Here is a 24,648-nt window from a genome sequence, read left to right on the forward strand (position 1 = left end):
TATGGCTACTATTCATAGCGAGTAGTAGCCTTTTTGTATGATCGGGAATTATTTCTTGTTTGTTCCAATGTAACAAATTACAATGATGAAGAATTTACAAACTGTGAGGAAACTATGAACAGCAACGAAAAGAAAAGTAAGCGGAAAATCATCATACGATTATTACTGTTTTGTATTATCTTATTTATCCTTTGGCTACTGTTCATTTTTTTGTTTATGTCAAAGGACAGAGAGCAACCAAGAGAAGTCTCTTACACTAAGCATGTACTAGAACAAAAGAATGCTAGTGTAAATCGTAACTATGCAGGTAATACTAACACCGAATTCTCCAGCGAATCAAGAAGAGAAGCAGATGTTGAAGTAACCCCTGATCCATACGCTATATTAAAGGATAGCAGCCTTAAACACAAAGAAATTATGGATTTGGAAAATAGATTGAAAGAGCCCAACATCAACATGAAATCCCCGAAAAAGAACGTTGGAAATAAAGAGGTTTTCATCTATTTTTCTCATAACCGCGAATCCTTTCTGCCATACTTTTCTAATGCTACTAAACCTGAAATGGCTTATCATTCCACCTTTAATGTAAGTTTAGTGGGAGATCGTTTAGGAAAAGCACTTAAACAGTATGGAATAAGGAATAAGGTTAGTGATGCTGATATCATCACTATGTTAAATGAGATGAATTTGAACTTTGGTCATTCATACGATATGTCAAGGCAATTAGTGTTAGAGGAAAAAAAGAAGAACCATCACGCGGAAATTTTCTTTGATATCCATCGAGATGCACTTCGAAAAGGAAACACTACTGCTGTTATTAACGGAAAAGCCTATGCGCAAATTTTATTTGTTGTTGGAACTGGGCATCCAACATACCAAGCCAACTTGGACTTTGCCAATAACCTTCATAGGTTATTGGATGCAAATTATCCTGGTCTGTCAAAAGGAGTCATAATAAAGGATAACACCCAAGGAAATGGAGTCTATAATCAAGACCTATCGCCTAAAAGTGTCATCATTGAAATTGGCGGGGTTGATAACAAGTTAGGTGAGCTGTACCGTACAGCTGACGCTTTAGCTCATATGGTAAGTCAGTTCTAATTCGGGTGCCATTGTGCACCCGATCTTTTTCATTCATTTTACTTCTGCAAACTTTCTCCACATTTAATCGTTACAATTAAGCAATAATCAAGAAGGTGGTAACGTTTTGAAAATCTCTATGAAATTAGGTTTGTGGATTTTTGCTTGTATTTTATTGATCGAGTCAATCTCCATGATTTTTTTGCACAATAATGTGGTCCATTCACGAATCCAACAGGAATTAGAATCTTTAAAGGCACGCGGGAATAGCCATCGTGATGTGTTGGAAATTTCTACTGATCCTGACACACTTCATCATATTGGATTAATGGAGTCACATACTGATACGGATGTTGTTATAACAGATTCTGCGGGAAAAATCCTTTTAACATCTGAGACGGTCAATAACGGGATGAAAAGAATACTGAATGAGTCCATCTATCAAGTTCCAAGGAATGGTCGTATCATTCAAGCTGATTGGAAAAAGGAAAGATATATAGCAACCGTTACACCGTTTAACGGAGACAGCGAGAATAAAGGCTATGTGTATATGTTTAAAAACACAGGTAATGTGGAGGCATTTGTCTCCCAGTTAAACAGACATTTTCTACTTGCATCTATTCTCATCTTGTTCTTTATGTTAATAACGATTTTCTTTTTATCAAAAGCCTTAACAAGACCCCTGATTCTCATGAAGGAAGCGACCAAAAAATTAAGCAAAGGAGATTTTTCAGTCTCTATTCCTGTTCGCTCAAAAGATGAGTTGGGTATTCTTGCTGAATCCATACAAACGTTGGCGCGTGATTTAAATTTTGTGAAACAGGAACGAAATGATTTTCTTGCTAGTGCTTCTCATGAGCTGAGGACTCCGTTAACGTATATAAAGGGCTATGCCGATATTGCCAAGCGGACTGATTTGGCAGCTCAAGAACGAGTACAATACCTTAATATCATTCATGAAGAATCTGAAAAAGTGACCAGATTGCTTGAAGAACTGTTTTCTCTTGCAAGAATGGACCTCAATAATTTTCCCATTGTAAAAGAAAGAGTTCGACTAGCCCCATTCCTGCACTCTGTTTATGAAAAAGTATTGCCAGCATTCACCAATAAGGAAATCCATTTGCAGCTTGATTGCAGCGATGATCTATATCTAGATGTGGATCCTTCTCGCTTTGAACAGGTTCTCTTAAACCTTCTGGACAATGCGCTTAAATACTCGAAAGAAGGAACAGTAACTATACAAGCCTTTAAAAAAGAGAACAGCACCCAAATTTCAATAGCAGACCAGGGAATTGGCATTCCTAATGAAGACATTCCTTATGTCTTTGACCGTTTATATCGGGTGGAAAAATCCCGCGCCAGAGCAACGGGAGGGTTTGGTCTAGGGCTTGCCATCGTAAAACAGCTGATTGAAGTCCAAGGGGGAACCATCTCAGTTGAAAAAAACGGGGACCGTGGGACCCGTTTTACCATTGTCTTTAAGGAGAATTACTGATGAAAAAAGTGCTGTTAGTGGATGATGAAATTCGTATGCTCGACCTATTAGAATTATATTTAGCACCGCATGGCTTTTCGTGCATTAAAAAGAATTCAGGTTCTGATGCCCTTTCATTCTTACGAAAAGAAGAGGCTGACTTAGTGATCCTTGATGTCATGATGCCAGAAATGGATGGATGGGAAACATGCGAAAAAATCCGACAGTTCTCAAGTGTTCCAATCATCATGCTGACCGCAAGAAGCGCAGATGAGGAAATGGTAAAGGGATTGAAAAAAGGAGCAGACGATTATGTGACTAAACCCTTTAACGAGGAGGTGTTACTTGCCAGAATGGAAGCACTTTTACGCCGTACTAATAATATCCCCAAAAATAATCTTTCATTCAAAGGTCTATCTTTGGATGAATCGGCATTTGAAGCCTTTTATAAAGACGAGCCTATTACGTTTACGCCAAAGGAATTTTCTATCCTGGGGCTTTTCCTGCAATCGCCTAACAAGGTCTATTCAAGGGAATTTCTTTTATCAACCCTTTGGAGTTTTAGCACAGAAACCGAAGATCGAACCATTGATTCTCATATTAGAAACATCAGGGAAAAACTGCGCCATGTAGGCTTCCCAGTTGATCGGCACCTAAAAACAGTTTGGGGTGTTGGCTATAAATGGAGCTCTGAAGAGTCATCATGAGTTCGGTCATTGTTGATTGGTTAACTAATAGCGGTTCCTTTGCCATTATTATTAGCATTTTAATCAATGTTGTCATAAGTGTCGCTGGAGTTATACCAAGTGTTTTCATCACGGCTGCTAATATCACAGTGTTTGGGTTTGGGATAGGACTTGTTATTTCTTTTCTTGGAGAGTGTATAGGAGCTTTGGTCAGTTTTTGGCTGTACCGAAAAGGCATTCAGCGGTTAAATCCTAAACTATTAAAGAAAAATAAATGGCTCGTGAAGCTTCAACACACACATGGTAAAGATGCATTTGTCATCATTATTATGCTGAGGATTCTTCCCTTTGTTCCCTCAGGCATGATTAACCTGGCGGCAGCTTTAAGTAAGACAAGCATAACGGTTTTCTTTATTGCCAGTTCTCTCGGAAAGCTTCCTGCGCTATTTATTGAAGCTTATTCGGTCCAACATGTACTGGAATCCACAATGAGGGAAAATATTATACTTGCTGTTATAGCTTTTGTTATTTTTATCGTCTTTTATATCGTAAGAAAAAGAAATCAGTCAAAGTAAACAATCCTCGGAGGTAAAAATGAAATTGTCAAAATGGTTATTAACTTCTGGTTTAATAAGTCTTTTCCTAACGGGGTGCGCGGGTGAAGAGGAAACACAAAACAAATCTGACAGCACACCAATGTACGAAGAAACAAAGGAAGTGGAGCTGGAACATCTACACGGGATGGGCTACGCTGGAAATCAAAATGACATCTACTTTGCAACGCATTTTGGCTTGGTAAAATACTCGAAAGACAAGTGGTACACATCAAGCAAAGAAAAACACGATTATATGGGTTTTCAGCCAACAAAAGAAGGTTTCTATTCCAGCGGTCACCCTGAGCAAGGCTCTAACTTAGAGAATCCATTGGGTCTAATTAAAAGCACCAATGAAGGTAAATCGTTTAAGAAGCTAACCTTGTACGGGAAAACAGACTTTCATTACTTGGCTGCAAGTTATAACAGTAAGGTTATTTATGCACTGAATGAACAGCCTAATTCCCAGCTTAAATCATCTGGTTTATTTTATACTGAAGATGAAGGAAAGAGCTGGAGAGAAAGCAAGATGTCAGGTTTTAAGGGTGATTCCATTTACGGGATTGCGGCACATCCTGATAAACCTAATATAGTGGTTATCGCTTCAAGTAATGGTTTATTCCTATCCGATGATTACGGGGAGACGTTTAAGCTTTCTTCTAACGAAAATCAAATCACTGCGGTAGAGTTCCAGGAAAATTCTTTGCTATATTCTTCATTAAAGTCAGGTTCCATTGAGCTATATAAACAAGACTTAACCAATAATAAAGATGCAAAGATCAATGTTCCTGCTGAAATCAATGATAATAACCCTGTTTATGTTTATCGCATCCAATCCTAAAAACAGGGAAGAAATTACGCTTGTCACACACAATAATGACGTGCTTCAAACAGAGGATAATGGTGCAACCTGGGATAATCTGACAGACTAACCGAAAAAGACTGCTCTTTGGCAGTCTTTTATTTTAAACTCGTTAAATCCTCACCAGTAATAATTTCAAATAAAATTTCTGAGTTATCTTCTGTTAGTTGAACATATTCATCATTTCCTCTAACCACTTCTAATTTATCTTTATTGGGACTGATCCAAATTAGATGTTGAATAGTATCTGCCTTTATTTTTTCATTTTTGTAATGGAAAAAGAATTGATAATCCGCAGGACGAGACATGTTGACTTTTGAATTGTTCCATTCAGCTTCATCTAATATTTTTTTTGCCTTTTGTACTTGTTCACTATCAGTGATTTCTCTAAAATCCTGGTATTTGTCTGCATTGTTATCATTATTACGCTGTTGAACCACTATTTTTTGTTCTTCATTTTCTATTCCACTTGAACAACCAGTAACTGCAAACAAAAATACTGCAACCAAAGCAATGAATAACGTTTGAATTTTCATTATTTAACCCCCTTATCTAACAGACGTATATTTTATTATAAAAGTTCCATTACGAATCCTTCTTAAATGAACCCTCTCTGGACTTTACATCGTAAAATAAAAAAAGAGAGCCATTTGGCTCTCTCCTTTATTATAAGCGCTTTGCGCCGACAAATTTCGGTTTCCAGTATGGGTTGCTTGTGCTTGCAATCGATACTCCCTTTGATGAAGCGGAATGAATCATTTTGCCACTACCCATATAAATAGATGCATGAGTTACTCTTGAAGCTTTATTAGGAGCAAAGAACATCAGATCTCCTGCCTTAAGGGAAGTAACTCTTGTCCCTTTTTTGTATATTTCAACCGTTGTGCGCGGCAGAGTCTTTCCCGCCTTTGCATAAGCATATTTTATTAAACCTGAGCAGTCATATCCTCTTGATGACATGCCTCCCCATTGGTATTTAATTCCAAGTTGTGTTTTGGCAGCTGTAATAGCTTTCGTTTGAGGTGATGTAGCAGCCTCGCTCATAGTTGGTGCAACAGTGGCTAAGATCGATGCGACAGATAATGCTGCGATGATTTTCTTTAACAAGTAAGTTTTCCCCCTGTTGTGTTTTTCTAAACCTATAATAACTAAAAAAGTTAACATTGGCATCACAGGGACATTACAGTTTTATTACAAAATAAATCAATATAATCCACATTTCTACAATTTAAAATTCGTCAGATAAACTTCAACCTTTCATTTTTCTACAATATAATAACAATAAACGAGGTGATTGCAATGTGCTTTTCTACTAATGCCATTGAAACTCAGGCATATGAAACAGCTCTGAAAATTCGGGAAGCATCCATTTACAAGTTCGTGAGAACCGAAAGTGCTGATGGAAATGCCTTTGATTTGGATAATCACTCGCCCGATGAAATACCTGTCATCACAAAGGTAATCCTTGAAGATAACAATGGACATCCGTATTCGGTCGAACCTAATCCCTTTGGATTAAAGTTTGCCAAAGGAGAAATAAACTATAACGAATACAAAAAGTCTCAAAATAAAGACGTGGCAATGGGAATCGGAATCTTATGTGTAACAGCAGGGCTATTTCTCTCCATCAGCTGGGCATTTGTTCAATGGATGACGTAGAACAGGGAAAATAAAAAAGCAACTACTCCTTTCGTTAATCACCTCCTATTAAATTAGGAGGTTTTTTGTCTAAGGTCACCGCGTACCACTGCTCCTTTCTTGTGTTCAAACATTTATTTTGTTTTTAAGCTAATGTCTGAGACAAGCTGTTCCAGCTCAACATATGTTAAATCATATTAGATGAGAGGTGGAAAAATATATGTCATCCTGTCAACAGCTTGCAGATATTATCGGAGGAGATGTTATTGTATCTACGCCAGTATGTGTTGTTCAGCGGCTTCCAGATATTGATGCTACAATTTTGGGTCGCCGCACTCAATCTCCCCTAGCCCTTCCGTTTGCCCTTTCCTTTGAAGACAACATAAATAGACAGACACTAAACCTTGGGGAAACTGTTATCCGACAAAGAGAAATTAATCCTTTCATGTCAGCATTAAGAAGAAGGGGAATTGAGGTTACAGCAGTCCATAACCATTGGCTTTTTGATCGACCACGCTTAATGTACATGCATTGGGAGAATGTTGGGGACCCATTTGAGTTCGCACGAAACAGTATTGAAGCAGCACGGGAAGTAGGCATTTTCTAGGTTAACAATTTGAAAAAATAAATTAGTTCAGATAACCTAAAATTTGAAAAGAGAGAGCCCCGATGACTCTCTCTTCTTTATAGCGGCTTCGCACAGATACCTTTACTTTTGTTTGCTATTTAATTTAATGACCAGCGTGTTCTCCGCCCTCTACGGGTTGAAGCCCATCTGCTGTTACCCATTGGTGATTTTTTACTCTTTCCCCACCAGTGGTTGGCGTGTAATCAACCATATAAATCGTCGTTTGTTCTGCCGTATCAATAGTAGCCTTTGCACCCTTCATTCCTTCCATATGCTCTACGTTAAGTGTTACTTCATCTCCTGCTTTAAACGGTGTATCACCAGCATCTTTCAAATCCTCTTGAATCACCCATTTATGATTGGTAACTTTTTCTCCGCCTGTAGTTGGAGTATAGGACACAGCATAAACCGTGGTATCAAAAGCGCCGACAATGGTTGTCTCAGCACCTTTCATTCCTTCCATGTGGTCTGTCGTTAAGATCGCTTTGCTCCCCACTTTGTACGTTGGATTCGCTGCTTCTTTTAAGCCTTCAGGAATCTCCCCTGAACTGGAATGGTTCACCCCTGCATGGTCACCATGATCCGTACTTTCATCCTCTTTATTTTCATCGTTCGTGTTTCCATGACCCGAGTGTTCTTGCTTCGTGTCTTCCTGATTATCTTGATTCCCGCCACCATCGGAACAGGCAGCTAATACAACTGCCGTGATTAAAGACATAAAGAGAAGAAGCCATTTTTTACTCATACATATCCCTCCTAAGAATTTAACACTTACATGCTACAACAAAAATTTGCAGAAATTATTCATTTTTTCTTATAACTTAACTCGTTGAAGCCTTAAGGCATTCAGCACAACGGAAACGGAGCTAAACGCCATTGCGCTGCTCCAGCCAACCACGCTTCAAGAAGTCCTATTGCGGCAATTTGGGATACCTAATACGTTATAAGCAAATGCCCAGAACAAATTATGACTGATATTTCGAATGGTCTTTTTACTCATGAAGATGGGATCCGCAATGTTATTTAAGGTCACCGCTAATAAGCGTAATATCCGCTTCCATTGCCACATCTGTTCCTGTTCCCAGTGCCATTCCGATATCGGCAACCGCAATTGCTACTTTTCTTCCTTCTGCTTGAATTTTTTTCACTTCTTCCGCTTTTCCTCTGGAAGAAGCTCGACAATGACATGGTTATTTCCCACCTGTTTAGCAATGGACTCAGCCGTTCTTTTGTTAACTCCTGTAATCATGATTACATCGATATTCATATCTTTCAATCGCTGGATCGCTTCTGTTGACATGTCCTTAATGGTATCTGCCACGGCACAATACCGATATATTTCCCGTCTCTGCTTACAAGCATTGCAGTTTTTTTTGAAAAAAGAAACATTCGGATTGTTCTTAGGTCTTGAGGAGGAAAGAGGAAGAAAGCCTGCTGGCGTTATGGAATTCATGAACCCAAAAGCAATTTTACAGCCTGTATCAGGATTTGATAATTGACGAAAATGAAACAACTATTTTTATTGACCCAAAGATAAAGTGCAAGGTGAAGTTCAGAAACTATACAAAAGCGGGGTTATTGCGCATTCCATCATTTGTTGAATACACATCATAATAAACGACTATTCAAATGAATAGTCGTTTTCAGGCTGTCAAGAAACATGTCACCAACAGATAACAGATACCACCACTAATACCTTTATCAGAGGTTCAAGAATTCGGATCTATTCCAGGATATGATGGCGTCTTTCTTATTTCCTTCGTCAGCAGTCGCACGCTGAAGCTGAACGGTTCCCATAATAAAAAGCAATAAAGCAGCCATTATAAATCCTATATTGATTACGAGTGGATTCCGTTGTTCACCTGATTCTCTAATAAAAAAATGTGTTTAGCGATGGAATTTACATACCAAGTAAAAATCCAGGTTTGGAACGCAGGATTCATTAAGGAGTATAAAGGTTTTATACATAGGCTCGATGAAATTAATAACAGAATATTTTTAGAACAATCTGATCATGGGTTTAAAAAAATTGATTTTAGCGAGGTTATTGCCATTGAATTAATTGAAACTAAGTAAACATACATAAACTTATAAGATAGAATCTAGAGGTATTGCTCGTACTAATCTAAATGGTAAACTCCCTTGGGTTGTTCCCAATTACTTCTTTGCTTTTCTCTCTATATCCCATTGAGGAACAAGTCATTTGACTTTATCACGTAACTCGGAATTTTCATATCTTTTGATTATTCTTTCCTCCTTTTTCATCAGTATTTACACACCTTTTGAATATTGAAAAAAGGGGTCAAGAATAAGACCCCTCGATACCGTAAAATTTTTTTCCTTGTATATTTATCAAAATCCTTTATCGAAATTACAAAGATAGCTTAGAGTTAGCTGTCGCTTTCATAGCTGCCTTTTCAATATTGTCAAGTACGGTAAACAAAATCGATTTAGCCTCTTCTAATAAAGCAGCTTGATTTGTCCAATAGGCCGTTTCTTGCACATATTCCCCAGATGGCAATTGTCTGCCAGTGTTCTTCAGAACATCCTCAATCACCTGTTCAGTAAATTCCGGGTGAAATTGTAGGCCAATAACACGTTCTCCATAGGAGAATGCTTGGTTTCTGCACCCCTTGCTTACTGCGAGACAACAGGCTCCCTCTGGCAGATCGAAGGTGTCTCCGTGGTGTTCGAACGCTACAAAGGATTTTGGGATTCCTTTAAATAGTTCTGAATGATCAACTTCTTCTGTGAGTTTAATCGGCCACCAGCCTATCTCCTGGTGAGCGTGGGGATACACCTTGCTTCCTAATGCACTGGCCAGCATTTGAATACCCAAGCATATCCCTAGCACCCACTTACCCTGCTTGATTGCTTCATAGATAAATTGTTTTTCCGTTAAGAGCCAGGGGTATTTATCTTCTTCATATGCCCCCATTCTTCCACCTAAAATTATAAGCATATCGAAGCTATCCAATGAAGGAAGTGTTTCGTTATCATACATCTTTGTGCAAGACAGCGCATGATTTCTCGTGCTCAGCCACTCCTCAATATTTCCCAAAGTTGCTAGAGGGTCGTTCTGGATATAATGGATTTTCATATGCTTTCCCCCAACTCTTAAAGACCATTTTTTTTAGAATCTCGATGTAAAGACTTTTCGTTCCCAGTTACCCACATACCGAGAATACTTATCCCATTCCGTCCTCTTGATTTTAATAAATTCTTCCCAAATCGTTCTGCCAATTGTTTGTGCTAAGACAGAATCCTCAGAAAGAGCATTAATCGCTTCATTTAGGCTTCGCGGCACCCAGCTGATTCCTCTTTCCTTTAGTTCGAATTCATTGGCGCTGCTTACATCTAAGTCAACAGGCTCGCCTGGATCTATTTGAGACTGGATGCCGCGCAGACCTGCAGCTACTAAACAAGCAGCTAAAAGATAAGGGTTGCTAGTACCATCCGCTCCCCTATACTCAAACCGTCTTGCTCTTCTTTTTTCTGGAATGCGTACCAAAACAGAACGGTTACCGGATCCGTAGCAGATATGAGCAGGGGCCCATGATCCAGGCTGCATCCGTTTATATGAATTAATACTTGGAGCCCCAATCGCGATGAGCGAAGAACCATGCCTTAAAAGGCCTCCAATGAAATGATATGCTTTTTCAGACATATCGAGTCCACGCTGGTCCGTTGAATCCTCGAATAAATTTTCTCCAGTTTCGTCATATAAACTGATATGAACATGCAGACCGCTCCCAGAGAGATTCTGAAAAGGCTTCGGCATGAGGGTCCCAACAAGACCTTTATCACGAGCAATTTGCTTAAATAGATGCATGAACGTTACTTGATCATCGGCAGCCTTGAGAGCATTGGTATATTTTAGGTTGATTTCAAGCTGGCCAGGACCATATTCGCTTGAAATTTGCTCGGTTGTAACACCCATTGCTTCAAGCGAGTAAACAAATTCCTGAATGAAATCCTCTTGAATATCTGCTCCTTCTGTTGAAAAACAATGACTGTTATCCGCTGGAACAAGATGGCCATCCACTTCCATCAATAAATAAGCTTCCTGTTCAAAGGCCATATTCATTTTCCCGCCTAGAAGTGATTCCACTTCATTCAATAATCGCTTTAAAGCGCTTCGCGGGCAGCCATGCCATGGATCGCCATTGATGTCCACCAGGTCACAAAGCATGCGTGCCGTGTTTTTTCTGTATGGAAGAACGGCAAATGTGCTTGGATCAGGAACAGCAAAGAAGTCCCCGTCATTCGGCCCAAATGCAGGATTCGGGATATATTCATCAAAAACATCAAAGCTCATGATTGCTGTACTGAAGTTAACCCCTTTTTCCATGACATCCTTTAACTGCGCCGGCCGAATGGTCCGTCCGCGGGTAACCCCGGCGTAATCCAGAAACTCTACCCGGATAAACTCAATTTTTTCTTGATTAACAATGTTTAGTACGTTTTCTTTTGTCAACATGATTTCTCAACCCCTTTTTGCAGTCTGGTCAATATCGCATAAGTGAATATTTCGATTCCAACAGGAATAATGGATTCATGAAACTCAAATTGCGGATGGTGAAGATCATAAATGGGCTTTCCTTCCTGTGCTGTTCCTAATCTGAAATATGTGCTCGGAACCCTTTCTGCAAAAGAGCCAAAATCATCTGCTCCCATCGAAGGCTCCTTTAGATGAACAACCTTTCCAGGACCAAGGATTTCTATTGCACTTGCCTCCAAAGCTTGTGTTACTAAATCATTGTTGATTACTGGCGGATGGCTCTCGATATAGCGGATAGACGCCTTTCCTCCAAAAGCTTTTGCAATATTTTCACTAAGCTCTATAATCTGGGATTCCAGCCGCTTTCTAGCCTCTCTGGTTACAGCCCGGGTGGTTCCCTCTAACACCACTTTATCTGCCACGACGTTACTTGCAGTTCCACCCTGAATTTTGCCAACATGAACAACGACCGGTTCGACAGGGCTGCTTGACTTTGTTACAAGAGTGGGAAGCGCATGGAGAATCTGCGAGCAAATGGTAATTGCATCAACCGACTGATGGGGCCTTGCACTATGCCCGCCCTTTCCCTCAATTGTGATAATAAAATCATCACAGGATGCGGTAATCGCACCATATTTAACACCGATTGTTCCATGTGGCAAATGCGGCCATAGATGGAGTGCGAGCATTGCATCCACATCGGGATTCTCAAGGACTCCTGAGTCAATTAGCTGCTGTGCAGCCCCATCTGCTTCTTCACCCGGCTGAAAGATGCAGCGTACCCGGCCGGACAGAAGATACTTATTCTGATAGAGCTGTTTGACCGTTCCAAGAAGAATCGTTGTATGTCCGTCATGGCCGCAGGCATGCATCACACCTCCGTTTAATGAAGAAAACGGAAGATCCGTCTTCTCTTGAACTGGAAGGGCATCTATGTCTGCCCGAATCCCGATGTGTGGCCCTTCTCCGTTTTCACCAATAATATCAACGAAGATTCCGGTTTCTCCTATTCTTGTAAATGGGATTCCCCACTCTTCAAGGATGGACACAATATATGCACATGTACTGAACTCTTGAAACGACAGCTCAGGGTGTCTGTGAAGGTGCTTTCGAATTGCATATAATTGCTCTGCAAGATCTTGTTTTACTCGAATCTCTTCTTTAGTAATCACCTTTAAATCCCCCCTTACATCGTTATTCCTTTTCCACTGGTGTTTGAGAGATTTTTAGACTTATTAAACATTCGGAACAAAACATATAAGACTGCCATCCAGATCGCACCGCGTACAAGTGTCATCGGCGAACCTACAAATGTACCGTAAAACACAATTCCAATACCTATAAATCCAAGAATCGGGAAAAATGGATACAAAGGCTGTCTCCATGGCAGCTGCCGAACTTCCTGCATAGCATTTTTCCGGTAAAGAACTGCGGCAATCAATGCCAATGTCCAGGAGACTAGCCAAGCTAAAACGAGTTGTGTTGATAGCTCAACATAGAGAAAATCTGGATTAACAGATCCTAAAATGACTAATCCAACGGACAAAGCCCAAACTACTGCAATCCCGTATACAGGAGTACCTGTCTTTGGATGGATGTAACCAAAGAAAGATGGCAGGAAGCCACTCTTAGCCTGCGCGTAAAAGATGCGGGAAGCTGCATATAAGGTTCCCATTAAAATACAAGTTGCAGCTGCAATCCATGCTGTCATATTCATGATGTAGGCACCAGCGATACCAAATACCATTCCGGCTGCATCGGTGAACGGAGAGCCATCCATAGTAATTTTATCCCAAGGGATTAATCCTTGAAGGACAATCTGAGCCGCAGAATATAAAACTAAGAAAGTGATGCTGGACCAGATCAACGCTTTTGGCAAGTCCCTTGGATTTCTTACCTCACCGCCCGCGGTTGCCAATGTTACTGCGCCAAGGTAAGCATAGGTTCCCAGTGGAACAGCTGCCCAGAAGCCATCAGCGCCATGCGGAAGGAACGGAGTAAAATTATTAAAATTAATATCCTTTAAACCTATGATTGAAAAAATGGCCATAACAAGCGTCATAACTATAACAAGTAAAAGCTGAGTCTTCGCTGCAATCTCGGTGCCGAGAATATTTAGCACAGCAAAAATCGTAATAAATAATATCGCGAAAAATACCGGCCAAACATCGCCTTTGAGTTGCGGGAAAAACCACATCGTTAGTTTTCCTAAAGCAAGTCCGACACTACCGCCAGCAATTACCCATCCGGCCGCAAACGTAAACCCAGCGAGGAATCCCCACCATCTGCCCATAAACCGTTCAACCCATTGAGACATAGCTCCGGCATTCGGCATTCCTACCGCCAATTCACCAAGAGCAACCATTAAAAACAACTGTGAAAGCCCGGCTACCAAATAGGCAAGGATTGCACCTGGTCCTGCAGTGGCAATCCCCTGCCCCATAAGAACGAAGATACCATCTCCGATAACAGCTCCTACTCCAAGTGCCCAGATAGACCAATATCCAAGCTTTCTCTGAGGCTCAAGCTCTAATTGAATCGGTTGGCTCATTATTTAGCCTCCTTTAAATAATCCTGGTACACATTTTCAAAATTGCGGTAAAGCACCATTTCTCCAATTGTCCGGGCTGTTTCAGCATCCATATAATCTGATTCTACCCAGCCATTAAGCACTTCCTCAAAGCACTCTTTAAATAAGTGGACTCCAAGCCAATTCATTTCCGGCATGGTAAAAGCATCTGAGCCGTACATTACCTTATCAAACGGAGCAAATTCAAACACCTGGGATAAAATCCGCTTTACTCCATGGCCGCTGAAAGGATTTTGAAGAGAAATATCCATATAAACATTTGGAAGGATACTGACGATAAATGCCGCCTCTTCCACCCATGGATAGCCTCCATGAACAAGGTGCACTTTTGTATCCTGATATTTCTCGTCCCTAAGCATATCGAGCAAAAAGCTTGGGCTTGCCTTGGGAAGAATTACTTCCCCATCCCCTATACCAGTATGAATATGCATCACTTTATTTGTTCTTGTACATTCCTCCATTGCGACGTGAAGACAATAATCGCGAAGGTCTTTTACTTTTACGCGGGGGTCGGCTTTGAAATCTTCGTACTCTTCAGCTGCTAAGCTTTCATTCATTGGATTAATCTCAAGGCCGCTGCGGTAAGCGATGATAGATTTTAAACCAACCATGCCTTCTTGCTTGAGTGCTTCAGCCAAATTGGCACGATATTTTTCACTGAACTCAGCAAAGCTTTTGCATTCCTTGCTGAGCCTCACCATGACAGGTTCGATTCTGTGAATCTCCCATATTCGTGCACCGCATAAATCTCCGTATTCCTCTTTGCTGAGCGGCGGCTGAGGATAACCAAAGTCAGCCACAATTCCCGTTAAGTTTGAATCCTCAAAAAGCTCACGGGTATATTTCCGGAAATCAGCAGCTCTGTTATTCCGATGCTCCACTATTGCTTTAAGAGTCGGTTCACAGGAAAAATATTTTGCGAGTCTTTGGATAAGAATTTGAACCCACATGTTGCTTCCTGGATAGGGCTGCTTGGGTGCCCTTTTATAGTTTTCTGGAATTTGATTTGGAATGACTGCTAACGATAGCTTTCTTACAAACTCTGCTACAGTGTATAGCTCTGTGTTGGCTAAATATGGATGAGCGTGAACATCAATCGCTTGTATATCTTTTAATGAAACCTTCATGTGGAAGCCTCCTTCTATGTTTACTTTTACTAGATGCAAGTTTCATGCCACATTTTTAGAATAAAGAAAGTAAACAAGAACCCAGTTAGCTATAGTTAGTTATTATTTCAATTTCCAATTTAAAGGGAATCCTCCGCAAAATACCTTTCGTACGAAAAAATTTTTTCGATTATTATTTTTCACTTATTTTATCTTCAATGAGCATAAGAATTCTGTTTTCAACAAACAGGTAATTATGATAATATTTTGAAAATGATGAAAATCGAACGAAAAAAAATTTTCGCAGATTATTTTACATAAAAGGAAGGTGATTATTTGAACTCAGTACTCCCCCTCAAATTAGAAGAATTATGGAACACTTCCTTTGACTCTATGATTCTAGTAAATGAAGAGGGACTTATTTTGTCTCTAAATCGGCCAGCGACCCGTCTTTTTACAAGCAGCCCATCTACCCTTGTAGGAACCTCCATATTTGAATTGATACCTACGGAGGAATTTAAAAAGAATCTAAATAAGAAACAAAAATCCGGTGTTTCCATTTCTTTAGGGACAAAACAGTTAGTCGGAAATATTTCTTTCTTTGAGAATGATCCTTACAGGGGAATATACCTTTTGATTCTTAAGGACCTTTCCCCCATCCAGGTTCTTCAGAATCAAATACAAGAGTTGAATAAAACAAAACAGCTTTTTGATTTAATCCTGGATCAGTTGGAAGAGGGAATCTGTGTCATTGATGAGCATGGGACCATTCTTTTTTATAACCGGAAGGGCGGGGAAATGGATGCGTTAGAGCCAGAGGCCGTTCGAGGAAAGCGGGTTCATGATGTTTGGATTGTCGATGAAAACACAAGCACGCTACTGACCTCCCTCCGTACAGGCCGAACCCTGAATCATAGGGAAACCCAATTTACTTCACATGGAAAAGCTATAACCTCACTAGCCCGTACTGTACCTTTGTTTTTAGGGGAACGCCGGGCAGGAGCAATGGAAATCTCAAAGGACATTACGGAACAAAAGCAGCTCGCTGAAACGATCATGCAGCTCCAAAAACAGATAAAAGGAGATACTGCATCCCTATCCTCTCTTCCATCACACAAAAACAACACAAGGTTTCAATTTGAAAATATTATTTTTTCCAGCAGGGAAATGGCCCAAACTGTTGAACAAGCACGCCGATCCGCCAGGTCAAAATCAAATATTCTGATCGTCGGGGAAACGGGCACAGGAAAAGAACTGTTTGCCCAAAGCATTCATAACGAAAGCCCGAGAAGAAACAGCCCATTTATCGCACAAAATTGCGCTGCTCTTCCTGAAACCTTACTTGAAAGCTTACTATTTGGAACAGCTATTGGGAGTTTTACTGGTGCCGTTGATCGCGCTGGATTGTTCGAACAAGCTCAGGGCGGAACCCTTTTGCTTGATGAAATTAATTCAATGGGGACAAGCCTGCAGGCAAAACTCTTACGGGTTCTTCAGGAGCGTAAAGTACAGCGGTTAGGTTCTTCGAAGGTAATTGATATAGATGTTAGAGTAATCGCTACATTGAACGAGGAACCACTTCAAGCAATAGCAGGTGACCGGCTTCGTGAGGATTTATACTATCGCCTTGGTGTCGTAAATTTGGAAATTCCTCCTCTTAGAAGTAGGAAGGACGATATCAGAGTGTTAATTGATCACTTTATTGCGAAGCATGCCGAACTTTTGGATGTATCGGTGGATGGACTGGAGTTTGATATTTATCATTTATTTATGAACTATCATTGGCCAGGTAATATCCGTCAGCTCGAACATGTGATTGAGGGCTGCCTTAACCTTGTGTTTGATGAGCGAACGATTAGCTATGATCACTTGCCTCCCATACTTAAAAATAAAATGCAGCAGCTAGAACAAACTTTGCTGACTGAGCAGCCCCTCCAATACGCAGGAAGCCTGCCAGAACAGATTGAAAAGCTGGAACGCATCATGATTGAGCAGGCCATGAAGAAAACAGACGGCAACATCACAAAAGCAGGAGAACATCTTGGAATCTCGAGGCAAAATCTCAATTACAAGCTCAAAAAATACTTTATCTACTCTTAATGAGGGGGAAACGCTTTTGTCTAAACATTTTATTGAAACCGAAAATAAAGTAATTGCGGATAGTTTAAAAATCCGATTTTACCCGATTGCCGTGAAATCAGCTAAGGGTACTCGTATCACAGACCAGGATGGAGTTGAATATCTCGACCTGGCAGCTGGATGGGCTGTCGCCGGAATTGGCTATGGCCACCAAAGAGTCAGCAATAAAATCAAAGAGCAATATGAAACCTTGTCCTTTACCTCTCAGCTTTCTGCGCCTGAGCCAACAATGGTTTCCCTTGCGCAAAAACTGCTTGATATCACACCGGGAGATTTTCCGAAAAAGGTCTGGTTTGGCCATTCAGGATCCGATGCGAATGATTGCATTGCCAAGCTGGTCCCGCTTGAGAAAAACCGGTCCAGAATGATTTCATTCATGGGTTCGTACCATGGGCAGACCATGGGATCCCTCTCCCTTTCAGGACATCCGGCCCAATCCCGCTTTATCGGAAGCGGAAACGTCGTGAAAATTCCCTATCCAAATCCATATCGTCCCCTATTTGGTGACCCTAAACGACTTACCGATCAGGTCATCGATTACTTGGAGAATGAGGTGTTTAACACCGTTTGCCCGCCGGAGGATACAGCTGGAATCATCATTGAAGGAATCCAGAGTGATGGTGGCCTCATCGTTCCCCCTGCTGACTTTTTACCTCGTCTACAGGAGATTTGCAGACGTTATGGCATCCATTTAATTTTCGATGAAGTTAAAGTCGGTTTAGGAAGGACTGGCAAGTGGTTCTCCTTTGACCACCATGACATCGTACCGGATGCCGTTGTTCTCGGAAAATCTCTTGGGGGAGGACTGCCAATTAGCGCTGTGGTCGCAAGAAAAGAAATCCTCGATGTCGGAACAGGAATTCATTTGTTCACCACTAGCGGCAACCCTGTCAGCAGTACAGCTTCCTTAGAAACCATGAAAATTATTGAGGATGAAAGATTAATAGACAATGCACGGGTTAACGGTGAATATTTCATGACTCTTCTAAAACAGCTGCAAGAAAAACACGAAATCATTGGAGATGTTCGCGGGAAGGGTCTTGCTATCGGAGTTGAATTAGTGGAAAACCGTGTGTCAAAAGTCCCTGCCGCTGAAAAAACAGCTGCCATCTGTTATCGCTGCTATGAACTTGGCATGCTGGTGTTTTATGTAGGAATTCATAGCAATGTAATTGAAATCACACCACCACTAACCATCACGAAAAAAGACATTAATTTAGCTATTAGCGTTTTTGATCAGGCTTTTTCCGATTTAGAGCAACAACGAATAAATATGGATCGTGTGAAAGAATATGCGGGATGGTAAACTTGTTACTTCCTGTAATGTGATCATACTATTTGAAGCGCCAAAATAACATAGGTGTGTCATTGGAAAAAGCACCCTTAAATTGACAGTGACCAAGGACAAAGTCAAAAGACAATCCAAAGCTTTTCATGGCAGCTTTACATCTTACTTGAATGCTTTCTTCTGTGTTTCTGTAAAAGAACCATTTCCTTCCACACAGATATGATAAGTACCGGTATTTTGGTTAAACCATTTGTAATAACATCGGTATCATAATAGAGCTGAACGAATCCGTCCGTAGAATCAGCTCGTGCTATCCGGCTTCTTTTCAGCCTTTTAGAACCTCAAAATGGGTGCACTTTATGGGGGAAAACTTATTAAACAAGCAAAATTAAAAGGGGACAAGGGCGATAATCCCTTGTTCATCCTTCTAAGAAATATATTTAATTGTTTCCATTTTCCGACCTTTTATAGAAAAATCTAGCTTTTTTTAGGTTGAAAATGGGAGCTTTCTATCTATCTTCTTCCTTTTTGCTCTTTCTCAAGATGAAATAGGTTTATATTTTTATGGTAAATGATTTTGCCGTCAATAACCGTCATCTCCACTTGCAGTTCTTTTATACGGTCAATCGATACATCTAAAATCCGTTCATTTAATACAACGATATCGGCCAACTTGCCAGGCTCAAGGCTTCCCTTAATCTGCTCCTCAAAACTGGCATAAGCACCATTCCATGTATATAACTTAATGGCCTCTAGTACATTTACTTTTTGGTTCGAACCAACCTCTTGACCTGATTCACTTTTACGGTTTACAGCCTCATGTATTCCCATAAGGGGGTTAAAGGTTGTAACAGGACTATCTGATCCCCCCGCAGAAATTATGCCCGCATCAATAAAATCACGCACAGGAAACATGTGCCGAACACGCTCGCCATAATTTTTGATATATCCATCCCCGAATTCATAGAAGAAGGCCGGATTAGGAATCGGCACAACTCCCAGTTGTTTCATCCGTTCTAGAAGATCGGGCATGGTCACTCCCGCATGCTCAATCCGGTGGCGATGATTCTCCCGCGGCTCTTTGTGAAGAGCATCTTCAATACAATTCAGCATCATTTCAACAGCTCGGTCACCTTGAGCATGAGCAGTTATTTGAAATCCTTTTGTATGGGCCTCCCCAAGAATTTTGTTTAACTCTTCTTGGGTAAAGTAGAGAATCCCATAGTCATTCGGGTTGCTCGTGTATGGTTGTCTGGTTGCAATCGTGGGACCGCTGCTACTTCCATCCGTAAAGACTTTCACTGGTCCAAGTCGGAAATGTTCATTCCCAAGGCCAGTGACAATCCCTGACTCCATCATTTTTACTACAAAATCCTGAGAGTTGTTTAAGGAACCAATCATGGCATAAATGCGCACTTTAACATCTCCTGAACGAACCGCTTTCTGCATCACGCGCAAATTATCTGGGCCGTAGCCACCTCCATCATGAATGCTGGTAATTCCTGCGGCGATAAAATCATCAGATGCAAGGGCCATCCCCTGATGAAGCTCCTCATCCGTATAGTTAGCCTGATCAAACATCTTCAAATGGGCTGTTTCAACTAAAACACCCGTAGGGATCCCGTTGGCGTCCCTGAATATTTTTCCTCCATCTGGATCCATTGTCCAGTCATTAATTCCTCCTAACTCTAATGCTTTGCTGTTTACAATTGAGATATGGCCGCAGGTCCGGATAATCATGATAGGGTGCTCCGTAGAAATTGCATCCAGTTCCCATCGAGTAGGATAGCGTTGCTCAATAATTTTCGTTTCGTTAAATCCCCATGCGCGAACCCACTGTCCTTTTGGGGTTTGCTTCGCTTTTCCCTTTAAGTCCTTTAATATGTTCTCAATAGAGGTAATATGGGGTTCCTTACAGCTAACTCCTAGCTTATTGATGCCGTATAAAGTTAAATGCAAATGAGAATCAATAAAACCCGGCAGTAAGCTTTTTCCTTCCAGATCTATCACTTCTGTGTGTTCACCAATGAACTTTTGAATTTCGACATCTGTTCCCACAGCCAAGATCTGATTTCCTTTAATTGCAACCGCTTCAGCAATTCGATTATTTTTGTCCACCGTAATAATCTGTCCATTTTGCATTATCATATCTGCGGGCAAACTACCACCTCATTAAAATGGTGACTTTAGTTCAGAAGAACCTAACTTTTCATCATAATATTCTGTTCTTCTGTCTCTGAATAAAAACAGTATGGGGTGCCCAATTAAACTTCTTTGCGTCAGTCATTACGATTGTCGTTGATATAACTAATTAAAAATCGAAACCTTAGGCCATCGGTCTTTCCACGGCCGAGTTTCTTCCAGCTGACCAGCAAGACGGAACAGTGTCAACTCATCACCAAACCGACCAACGAAATGAGCACCAATTGGCAAGCCGCTTGAATTCCAGCTCAAGGGTAGTGATAAAGCCGGTTGTCCCGTCACATTCTGCAAGGAAGTAAACGGTGTAAAGCGAGCCATTTCTCTCCTAGTTTCTATCGGATCGTCATCCTCACCCATGAGAAAACTACCTATTGGTACCGGAGGCATCCCAAGGGTGGGAGTAAGCAGTACATCATAGGAATCAAAAAAATGGGCAACATCGCGGCTAAGTTTTTGCAGATAATTGACAGCCAATAAATACTGACTGGCACTCATTTGGTTTCCTCGCTCGGCAACCCCCCAAGCAAGGGGTTCAAAGTCATCAGCAGTTGGCTTTCGACCCAAAATGCGGGATGAATTCAGGATTTCAAAGGCAGTTCCTGCGGCTAAAACTGAAGTGAAATTGTCAAATAGTAATGAGCCATTCACCTGGGGTGAAGACTCTTCCACATGGTGACCCAGCTCCTCACAGAGCTTAGCTACGTCACGAACCGCAGCCTGACAATCTGGATGAACCTCTGTTCCTAAAGGCGATTGATCAGTGAAAGCGATTCGCAAGCGCCCAGGAGGCTCTTTCACTGCTTGTAGAAACGGGCGGTCTGCAGGAGGTGCCCAGTACGGGTCTCCCATATCTGGCCCTGATGTGGCATCCAAGGCCGCGGCACTGTCGCGAACGGAGCGGGTCAAAACATGCTCGGCTGCCAGACCGCCCAAAAGTTCACCGTAATTCGGCCCCGCAGGATTACGGGCTCGCGTAGGCTTTAGTCCAACTAATCCGCAACAGGAAGCTGGAATACGCAAGGAACCTCCGCCGTCGCTGGAATGGGCAATCGCAACAAGCCCGGCCGCAACAGCGGCCCCACTTCCCCCACTTGATCCCCCAGGTGTTCGACCTGTATTCCAAGGGTTCCTTGAGGGCCCATACAAACGAGGCTGCGTAACAGGGCCTACACCGAATTCAGGGCTATTTGTTTTGCCGAGCGTAACTAAACCAGCTCGCTTGTAGCGCCGCACCAGCTCTGTATCCCTTGGAGAAATATAGCCTTTGAGAAATGCAGAACCCCCCGTATACGGTGCACCTTTATATTCAGCAGTTAGATCTTTTAGCAGAAAAGGCACGCCGGCAAAAGGACCGTCAGGAATGGATTCCTGGGCAGCCTTCCGTGCAATTTCAAACATTGGGATAACTACGGCATTGAGTGCAGGGTTTAACCGCTCAATGTTATCAATAACCTCATCGACAAGCTCCAATGGCGTAACTTCTTTACGGCGGATCAGGTCGGCTTGACCCAATGCATCCAGGGTAAACACTTCTTTTAGTTTCCCCATATACTCACTCCTTTTGATGACTTCCATCATAATTTAATGAGCTCACAATTATTTTTTAAATTTACGTAATTTTCTTTTTTAAGACAGGCAAATGACAAGAACGAAGGCAGTTTCCTTTTTTTTTGAACAGATTGTTAGCATTTTCCAGGATGAATTGAACAAGATTTATTTCAACCTCTGAAACTTTGAATATTGTTAGAAGTTAAAATATTAAAAATTAAACAGTGATTAATATTCTGAAACTTTTTTTCACATTTTTCTGTCTAGAATAACAAAATAAATAGTATATTGGTCCAAAAGATTTTCTAAATGTTTCTTTCTGCTGTAGTTTAGTGCAAATGGCAGGAAACAAAATGACTGGTTGACATTTCTTTTCGTACAGGAACCTGTCTTTTACAAATATCCATCACATACCTACATCTAGTATGAAAAATACAACCTGATGGCGGATTCATTGGTGACGGCATCTCCCCTTCAAGGATAATTCTTTCTCTTTTGTCCTTGGGCTGCGGAAGGGGAACTGCCGACAACAGTGCTTGTGTATAGGGATGAAGCGGGTCTGAAAACAAACTATCTGTTGGCGCCTCCTCCACTATCTTCCCTAAGTACATGACTCCAATACGGTCTGAAATATGGCGTATGACACTAATATCATGGGCTATAAATAAATAAGATAGTTTCATTTCTTCTTGAAGTCGACGTAGTAGATTTATTATTTGAGATTGAATCGAAACATCAAGAGCGGACACGGGTTCATCACAAATAACCACATTTGGATTGACGATAAGTGCCCTCGCCAACCCGATTCGTTGTCTTTGCCCTCCCGAAAATTCATGCGGAAAGCGAAAATAATGATCAATACGCAAACCCACTTTATCCAGAATATCCATAACTCGTTCGGTACGTTCTTCTTTTGTTCCAATCCTGTGGATTTTCAGAGGTTCTTCCAAAATACTGCCAACTCGTTTTCTTGGGTTTAGTGAAGAATATGGATCTTGAAACACCATTTGTAATTGTTGTCTCACATTCCGCAATTCTTTTTTAGATAATTTGAAGATATCTTTGTTTTGATAAATGGCTTCCCCCTCCGTGGGATCGATCAATCTTAGCAGTGTTCTGCCTATAGTGCTTTTCCCACATCCCGATTCACCAACTAAACCGAACGTTTCCCCTTCATATAATTGAAAGGACACATCATTTATGGCCTTGACTTGTGCCTCCATCCTTCCCAAAGGATTTCTAACATCGAAGTACTTTTTTAAACCTTTGACTTCAAGGAGAGGATTAGTTTTATTAATAGTTAGGATCAAACGTCTACCTCCTCTTTTTCCAAAATTTCTTCATAATGCCAGCACCTGACTTTTTGGCCCGTTTTAACTATTTTTAATTCAGGCATTTTAGCCCGGCATAAATCACTGGCATAAGGGCATCTGGAGGCAAAACGACAACCATTCGGAACATCGTGCAATGATGGAACAGTACCCTCGATGACGTGAAGGGCTTGCGATCTGTCACCATCTATTTGCGGGATAGACTTCATAAGTCCTTTAGTATACGGATGAAGTGGGTTAGAAAAGAGCTTTTCCACATCCGCTTCCTCAACTATTTGTCCGAGATACATAACGACAACACGTGTACAAATTTCCGCTATTACTCCTAGGTCATGAGTAATAAAAATGACGCTCATATTCAACTCTTGATTTAGCCTGTTAATCAAATCGAGTATCTGGGCTTGTATCGTCACATCCAATGCTGTGGTGGGTTCGTCGGCAATTAAAAGCCGTGGCTGGCAGGCTAGTGCCATGGCAATCATTGCTCGTTGTCTCATGCCTCCCGATAATTCATGAGGATAATCATTAACTCTTTTCTCAGGAGCCGGAATGCCAGTCAGTCTAAGCATCTCGACTGCTTTCTCATAAGCTTTTTTTTTCTGCAGTTTTTGATGCAGCATTATGGATTCTGTAATTTGGTAGCCAATCGTATACACAGGGTTGAGCGAACTTAACGGGTCCTGAAAAATCATCGCGATGTCGTTTCCCCTGATTTTTTGCATGTTGGCATTCGATATTTTTAACAAATTTTTCGACTTAAAATGAATTTCTCCCTCATATTTTACAGTGCGTTTTTCGTCAAATAACCTAAGAATGGACTGGGATGTTACGCTTTTCCCACAACCAGACTCCCCAACCACACCCAAAATTTCCCTTTCTTCCACATGTAACGTAATTCCATCTACGGCAGTGACTCGCCCTCGTTCCGTATGAAAATGCGTTCTCAGTTCCTTTATTCGCAAAAGCGGCTGATCAACCATAA

At 41.2% G+C, this 24,648-nt stretch carries 23 protein-coding genes and 1 pseudogene; 11 read left to right on the forward strand and 13 right to left on the reverse strand.

From position 1 onward, the window contains the following. The first annotated feature begins 114 nt into the window (after positions 1–114). The 5 genes from spoIIP to D0469_RS14675 all read left to right on the forward strand — a co-directional run bounded on the left by spoIIP (position 115) and on the right by D0469_RS14675 (position 4,674). The gene (gene spoIIP, locus D0469_RS14655) at positions 115–1,101 is read left to right on the forward strand and encodes a stage II sporulation protein P (RefSeq protein WP_142919196.1); all 987 of its coding nucleotides are present in this window, start codon (positions 115–117) and stop codon (positions 1,099–1,101) included. Between the two features lie 106 nt (positions 1,102–1,207). Beyond that, the gene (locus tag D0469_RS14660) at positions 1,208–2,575 is read left to right on the forward strand and encodes a sensor histidine kinase (RefSeq protein WP_233523072.1); all 1,368 of its coding nucleotides are present in this window, start codon (positions 1,208–1,210) and stop codon (positions 2,573–2,575) included. Continuing rightward, entirely contained in the window at positions 2,575–3,261 is a 687-nt protein-coding gene (locus D0469_RS14665) for a response regulator transcription factor (RefSeq protein WP_117327485.1), read from the forward strand. Before D0469_RS14660 ends, D0469_RS14665 begins: the two co-directional genes overlap by 1 nt. Continuing rightward, complete coding sequence (locus tag D0469_RS14670; RefSeq protein ID WP_117327486.1) at positions 3,258–3,815, forward strand: TVP38/TMEM64 family protein; 558 nt, start codon at positions 3,258–3,260, stop codon at positions 3,813–3,815. Before D0469_RS14665 ends, D0469_RS14670 begins: the two co-directional genes overlap by 4 nt. Before the next feature lie 19 nt (positions 3,816–3,834). Beyond that, positions 3,835–4,674: a F510_1955 family glycosylhydrolase gene (locus D0469_RS14675; protein WP_117327487.1), complete on the forward strand. Its 840-nt coding sequence runs from the start codon at positions 3,835–3,837 to the stop codon at positions 4,672–4,674. 119 nt (positions 4,675–4,793) lie between these two features. Here the strand turns inward: D0469_RS14675 and D0469_RS14680 are convergent, their stop codons facing one another. Together D0469_RS14680 and D0469_RS14685 are read right to left on the reverse strand one after the other, a co-directional pair. Further along, complete coding sequence (locus tag D0469_RS14680) at positions 4,794–5,231, reverse strand: hypothetical protein (RefSeq protein WP_117327488.1); 438 nt, start codon at positions 5,229–5,231, stop codon at positions 4,794–4,796. A 130-nt stretch (positions 5,232–5,361) separates the two neighbouring features. Beyond that, positions 5,362–5,802: a C40 family peptidase gene (locus D0469_RS14685; RefSeq protein ID WP_233523073.1), complete on the reverse strand. Its 441-nt coding sequence runs from the start codon at positions 5,800–5,802 to the stop codon at positions 5,362–5,364. 192 nt (positions 5,803–5,994) lie between these two features. On the opposite strand from D0469_RS14685, the gene D0469_RS14690 reads away from it, so the two are divergent. Further along, the gene (locus tag D0469_RS14690; RefSeq protein WP_117327490.1) at positions 5,995–6,354 is read left to right on the forward strand and encodes a hypothetical protein; all 360 of its coding nucleotides are present in this window, start codon (positions 5,995–5,997) and stop codon (positions 6,352–6,354) included. A 199-nt stretch (positions 6,355–6,553) separates the two neighbouring features. Beyond that, positions 6,554–6,940 (forward strand): DUF1259 domain-containing protein, encoded by a 387-nt coding sequence (locus D0469_RS14695; RefSeq protein ID WP_117327491.1) that lies wholly within the window; start codon positions 6,554–6,556, stop codon positions 6,938–6,940. 124 nt (positions 6,941–7,064) lie between these two features. Here the strand turns inward: D0469_RS14695 and D0469_RS14700 are convergent, their stop codons facing one another. After that, positions 7,065–7,706, reverse strand: a complete 642-nt coding sequence (locus tag D0469_RS14700; protein ID WP_117327492.1) for a YdhK family protein — start codon at positions 7,704–7,706, stop codon at positions 7,065–7,067. A gap of 69 nt (positions 7,707–7,775) precedes the next feature. Next, positions 7,776–8,332 (reverse strand): annotated as a pseudogene (locus D0469_RS14705) (HAD-IC family P-type ATPase); the annotation flags it as partial. A 2-nt stretch (positions 8,333–8,334) separates the two neighbouring features. Here D0469_RS14705 and D0469_RS21915 point away from each other — a divergent pair. Further along, positions 8,335–8,460 (forward strand): hypothetical protein, encoded by a 126-nt coding sequence (locus tag D0469_RS21915; RefSeq protein WP_267897317.1) that lies wholly within the window; start codon positions 8,335–8,337, stop codon positions 8,458–8,460. 382 nt (positions 8,461–8,842) lie between these two features. Continuing rightward, complete coding sequence (locus D0469_RS14710) at positions 8,843–9,037, forward strand: YolD-like family protein (protein WP_117327493.1); 195 nt, start codon at positions 8,843–8,845, stop codon at positions 9,035–9,037. A 295-nt stretch (positions 9,038–9,332) separates the two neighbouring features. Here D0469_RS14710 and D0469_RS14715 read toward each other — a convergent pair whose 3' ends face one another. Genes D0469_RS14715 through D0469_RS14735 form a run of 5 tightly spaced genes read right to left on the reverse strand, consistent with a single transcriptional unit; the run spans position 9,333 to position 15,179 of the window. Further along, a complete protein-coding gene (locus D0469_RS14715) occupies positions 9,333–10,061 on the reverse strand; it encodes a type 1 glutamine amidotransferase (protein WP_117327494.1) in 729 nt (242 codons plus the stop codon). 33 nt (positions 10,062–10,094) lie between these two features. Next, positions 10,095–11,441, reverse strand: a complete 1,347-nt coding sequence (locus D0469_RS14720) for a glutamine synthetase family protein (protein ID WP_117327495.1) — start codon at positions 11,439–11,441, stop codon at positions 10,095–10,097. After that, positions 11,435–12,634 (reverse strand): M20 metallopeptidase family protein, encoded by a 1,200-nt coding sequence (locus D0469_RS14725; RefSeq protein ID WP_117327496.1) that lies wholly within the window; start codon positions 12,632–12,634, stop codon positions 11,435–11,437. The genes D0469_RS14720 and D0469_RS14725 overlap by 7 nt, the downstream gene beginning before the upstream one ends. A gap of 14 nt (positions 12,635–12,648) precedes the next feature. Further along, on the reverse strand, positions 12,649–14,013 hold the full coding sequence (locus D0469_RS14730; RefSeq protein WP_117327497.1) for an APC family permease: 1,365 nt from the start codon (positions 14,011–14,013) through the stop codon (positions 12,649–12,651). Beyond that, complete coding sequence (locus D0469_RS14735; protein ID WP_117327498.1) at positions 14,013–15,179, reverse strand: amidohydrolase family protein; 1,167 nt, start codon at positions 15,177–15,179, stop codon at positions 14,013–14,015. Before D0469_RS14735 ends, D0469_RS14730 begins: the two co-directional genes overlap by 1 nt. Positions 15,180–15,494: 315 nt before the next feature. On the opposite strand from D0469_RS14735, the gene D0469_RS14740 reads away from it, so the two are divergent. Both D0469_RS14740 and D0469_RS14745 read left to right on the forward strand, forming a co-directional pair. Next, a complete protein-coding gene (locus D0469_RS14740; protein WP_267897315.1) occupies positions 15,495–17,258 on the forward strand; it encodes a sigma 54-interacting transcriptional regulator in 1,764 nt (587 codons plus the stop codon). Between the two features lie 16 nt (positions 17,259–17,274). After that, entirely contained in the window at positions 17,275–18,603 is a 1,329-nt protein-coding gene (locus D0469_RS14745) for an aspartate aminotransferase family protein (protein ID WP_117327537.1), read from the forward strand. Positions 18,604–19,098: 495 nt separating this feature from the next. On the opposite strand, the gene D0469_RS14750 is transcribed toward D0469_RS14745, so the two are convergent. From D0469_RS14750 to D0469_RS14765, 4 genes are all read right to left on the reverse strand, one after another. Continuing rightward, the gene (locus D0469_RS14750) at positions 19,099–20,745 is read right to left on the reverse strand and encodes an amidohydrolase (protein WP_199478536.1); all 1,647 of its coding nucleotides are present in this window, start codon (positions 20,743–20,745) and stop codon (positions 19,099–19,101) included. Between the two features lie 147 nt (positions 20,746–20,892). After that, entirely contained in the window at positions 20,893–22,317 is a 1,425-nt protein-coding gene (locus tag D0469_RS14755; RefSeq protein WP_233523075.1) for an amidase, read from the reverse strand. 347 nt (positions 22,318–22,664) lie between these two features. Continuing rightward, positions 22,665–23,645, reverse strand: a complete 981-nt coding sequence (locus D0469_RS14760; RefSeq protein ID WP_117327500.1) for an ABC transporter ATP-binding protein — start codon at positions 23,643–23,645, stop codon at positions 22,665–22,667. Further along, positions 23,642–24,646, reverse strand: a complete 1,005-nt coding sequence (locus D0469_RS14765; RefSeq protein ID WP_117327501.1) for an ABC transporter ATP-binding protein — start codon at positions 24,644–24,646, stop codon at positions 23,642–23,644. Before D0469_RS14765 ends, D0469_RS14760 begins: the two co-directional genes overlap by 4 nt. Positions 24,647–24,648: the final 2 nt, after the last annotated feature.

The sequence above is a fragment of the Peribacillus saganii genome, assembly GCF_003429095.1.
GTDB lineage: Bacteria > Bacillota > Bacilli > Bacillales > DSM-1321 > Peribacillus > Peribacillus saganii.

Bases quoted from the DNA above. Each gene is read 5' to 3' on its own strand.
- spoIIP (WP_142919196.1), top strand. From the start codon at position 115: ATGAACAGCAACGAAAAGAAAAGTAAGCGGAAAATCATCATACGATTA.
- D0469_RS14665 (WP_117327485.1), top strand. From the start codon at position 2,575: ATGAAAAAAGTGCTGTTAGTGGATGATGAAATTCGTATGCTCGACCTA.
- D0469_RS14670 (WP_117327486.1), top strand. From the start codon at position 3,258: ATGAGTTCGGTCATTGTTGATTGGTTAACTAATAGCGGTTCCTTTGCC.
- D0469_RS14675 (WP_117327487.1), top strand. From the start codon at position 3,835: ATGAAATTGTCAAAATGGTTATTAACTTCTGGTTTAATAAGTCTTTTC.
- D0469_RS14680 (WP_117327488.1), bottom strand. From the start codon at position 5,231: ATGAAAATTCAAACGTTATTCATTGCTTTGGTTGCAGTATTTTTGTTT.
- D0469_RS14690 (WP_117327490.1), top strand. From the start codon at position 5,995: ATGTGCTTTTCTACTAATGCCATTGAAACTCAGGCATATGAAACAGCT.
- D0469_RS14695 (WP_117327491.1), top strand. From the start codon at position 6,554: ATGTCATCCTGTCAACAGCTTGCAGATATTATCGGAGGAGATGTTATT.
- D0469_RS14700 (WP_117327492.1), bottom strand. From the start codon at position 7,706: ATGAGTAAAAAATGGCTTCTTCTCTTTATGTCTTTAATCACGGCAGTT.
- D0469_RS14710 (WP_117327493.1), top strand. From the start codon at position 8,843: ATGTGTTTAGCGATGGAATTTACATACCAAGTAAAAATCCAGGTTTGG.
- D0469_RS14715 (WP_117327494.1), bottom strand. From the start codon at position 10,061: ATGAAAATCCATTATATCCAGAACGACCCTCTAGCAACTTTGGGAAAT.
- D0469_RS14720 (WP_117327495.1), bottom strand. From the start codon at position 11,441: ATGTTGACAAAAGAAAACGTACTAAACATTGTTAATCAAGAAAAAATT.
- D0469_RS14730 (WP_117327497.1), bottom strand. From the start codon at position 14,013: ATGAGCCAACCGATTCAATTAGAGCTTGAGCCTCAGAGAAAGCTTGGA.
- D0469_RS14735 (WP_117327498.1), bottom strand. From the start codon at position 15,179: ATGAAGGTTTCATTAAAAGATATACAAGCGATTGATGTTCACGCTCAT.
- D0469_RS14765 (WP_117327501.1), bottom strand. From the start codon at position 24,646: ATGGTTGATCAGCCGCTTTTGCGAATAAAGGAACTGAGAACGCATTTT.